Below are 2,482 nucleotides of genomic sequence, written 5' to 3' on the forward strand. Positions count from 1 at the left end.
CGGCCGAAACCGCCGTGACCTTGCCCGCGGCCGCCGAGCCCACCGTGCAGGCGCAGGACAGCGAGGTGGAGGCGGCGGCCCCGCCCGCCGCAGCGCCGGCAGCGCATGGCACGCCGGCGGCCGAGCCAGGGATGGTGGCGCCGCGCTTCGACGCCGATTACCTGAACAACCCCGCGCCCGCCTATCCGCTGCAGGCGCGCCGGCGGCGCGAGGAAGGAGAAGTGCTGCTGCTCGTCATGGTCAGCGAGGACGGGCTGCCCCGGCGCATCACCCTTGCCCGCAGCTCGGGCTCGCGGCAGCTCGACGCAGCCGCGCGCGATGCGGTGGAGCGCTGGCGTTTCGTCCCGGCGCGCCGGGGCGAGCGCGCGGTCGAAGCCTCGGTCCTGGTGCCGGTCGTTTTCAAACTCGGAGGACATTGAACATGGAAACCCAAGCCTTCGGACTCGCCCACCTGTGGGCCCAGTCCGATTTCGTCATCCGGACGGTCGCCGCCATCCTGCTGCTGATGTCCGTCGCCAGCTGGTACCTGATCCTGGCGTGCGGACTGCGCCAGTTGCGCGCGCGCCGCAGCGAAGGCGCGATCGACGCCTTCTGGAAGGCGCCCGGCCTCGATGCCGGCCTGCAGCGGCTGGCCGGGCAGGTGCCGGATTCGCCGTTCGACGCGCTCGCGCGCCAGGGCGCAGCGGCCGCCGAACACCTGCGCCACCATGGCCATCGCGAAACCCTGGGCGGCGCGCTCGATGCCGGCGAGTTCATCACCCGCGCGCTGCGCAAGTCGATTGCGGGGTCCACCGCCCGGCTCGAATCCGGCCTGACCACGCTCGCCTCGATCGGCTCGACCGCGCCCTTCGTCGGCCTGTTCGGCACGGTGTGGGGGATCTACCACGCGCTGGTCAACATCTCGGCCTCGGGCCTGGCCACGCTCGACAAGGTCGCCGGCCCGGTGGGCGAGGCCCTGATCATGACCGCTTTCGGCCTGTTCGTGGCCATTCCGGCGGTGCTCGCCTACAACGCCGTCACCCGCGCCAACCGCGTCGAACTGGCTGAGCTGGATGCCTTCGCCCATGACCTGCACGCCTGGCTGTCGACCGGCGCGCGCATCGCGCCGCTCCCCGAGCATGCGCCGGGCGCCGTCGACGGCACGGCCGTAGCGGAGGCCGCGTGACGGCCTTCGGTGGTTTCAGTCAGGGCGGCGGCCAGGGCCCCGCCAGCGAAATCAACATGGTGCCGCTGATCGACGTCATGCTGGTCCTGCTGATCGTGTTCATGATCACCGCGCCGTTGCTGACGCACGCGGTCAAGATCGATCTGCCGCAGGCGGCCAGCCAGCCGAGCGAGGACAAGCCGGAGACGGTGGCGCTGGCGCTCGATGCCGATGGCGGGCTGTTCTGGAACGATGAGCCCCTGCCGGCCGAGGCCCTCGGCCAGCGGCTGCGCGAGGCCGCGGCCCGCTCGCCGCAGCCGGAACTGCACCTGCGCGCGGACCAGGGCACGCGCTACCAGAAGCTGGCGGAAGTCATGTCGCTGGCGCGCGAGGCGGGCATCGGCAAGATGGGCTTCGTCACCGTACCGGAGCCCTGACCGGCCCGGGCCGCCGGTTCTCCGCAGCGCCGGGCGGTGCGCCTGATTCATCGGTACCTGGCAGTACTGGCTTGCTGTTTTTGATGAGAGATTATTAAAATAAGAAGTATTCTCATCTTCGTGGGCCGTGCCTCCGCCGGGCATAGGAAAGATATCGTGGCCGCCACCGAATCCGCGCTTCACCAGCAAGTCGAAACCCTCTACGCCGATCATCACAACTGGCTGCGCGGCTGGCTGCTCAAACGGCTGGGCGATTCCTGCACGGCCGCCGACCTGGCCCACGACACCTTCGTCCGCCTGCTCAGCCGGCAGGACGCGGTGGCCATCCAGGAGCCCCGCGCCTACCTCACCTGCATCGCCAACGGCCTGGTCATCAACCTGCGCCAGCGCCGGGCGCTGGAACGGGCCTACCTGGAAGTGCTGGCCGGGCTGCCCGAGCCCCTGGCGCCCTCGGCGGAACAGCGCCAGATCGCGCTGGATGCGCTGATGCGCATCGACCGCCTGCTCGACGGGCTGCCGCCACGGGTGCGCGAAGCCTTTCTGCTGTCGCAGCTCGACGGCCTCAAGTATGCCGAAATCGCGCTGCAACTGAACGTGGATGTGCGCAGCGTGAAGCGCTACATGGCCAAGGCCTTCGCCGCCTGCCTGCAAGGGCTGGACTGAAGCCATGCCCGCCGTTCCGTCCCCCGGCGGCGCGATCCGCCCCGAAATCCTGCATGAAGCCGCCGAATGGCTGGTCCGGCTGCACGACGACGTCGTGGACGAGGCCGACCGCCGCGCCTGGCGTAAATGGCTGGCGAGCAGCGACGAGCACGCGCGCGCCTGGCAGCGCGCCGAGCAACTGGCGAGCCTGGTGGGCGGCGTGCCCGGCGCCGTCGGCGCGGCGCCGCTGCGGCGCATG

General features: G+C 70.7%; 5 protein-coding genes. All 5 read left to right on the top strand.

The genetic code is table 11. The features are described from left to right. Positions 1 to 419: energy transducer TonB (locus C666_RS18885; RefSeq protein WP_004349423.1), on the top strand; the 419-nt coding region annotated here is incomplete at its 5' end. Positions 420 to 421: 2 nt separating this feature from the next. Beyond that, on the top strand, positions 422 to 1,165 hold the full coding sequence (locus tag C666_RS18890) for a MotA/TolQ/ExbB proton channel family protein (RefSeq protein WP_004349426.1): 744 nt from the start codon (positions 422 to 424) through the stop codon (positions 1,163 to 1,165). A 56-nt stretch (positions 1,166 to 1,221) separates the two neighbouring features. Further along, entirely contained in the window at positions 1,222 to 1,581 is a 360-nt protein-coding gene (locus tag C666_RS18895; RefSeq protein ID WP_051020046.1) for an ExbD/TolR family protein, read from the top strand. Positions 1,582 to 1,737: 156 nt separating this feature from the next. Continuing rightward, positions 1,738 to 2,244: a sigma-70 family RNA polymerase sigma factor gene (locus C666_RS18900; RefSeq protein WP_004349433.1), complete on the top strand. Its 507-nt coding sequence runs from the start codon at positions 1,738 to 1,740 to the stop codon at positions 2,242 to 2,244. Positions 2,245 to 2,248: 4 nt separating this feature from the next. Next, the coding region (locus C666_RS18905; RefSeq protein ID WP_004349436.1) for a FecR/PupR family sigma factor regulator at positions 2,249 to 2,482 on the top strand (234 nt) is incomplete at its 3' end.

Source organism: Thauera linaloolentis 47Lol = DSM 12138 (genome assembly GCF_000310205.1).
In the GTDB taxonomy this organism is placed as follows: Bacteria; Pseudomonadota; Gammaproteobacteria; order Burkholderiales; family Rhodocyclaceae; genus Thauera; species Thauera linaloolentis.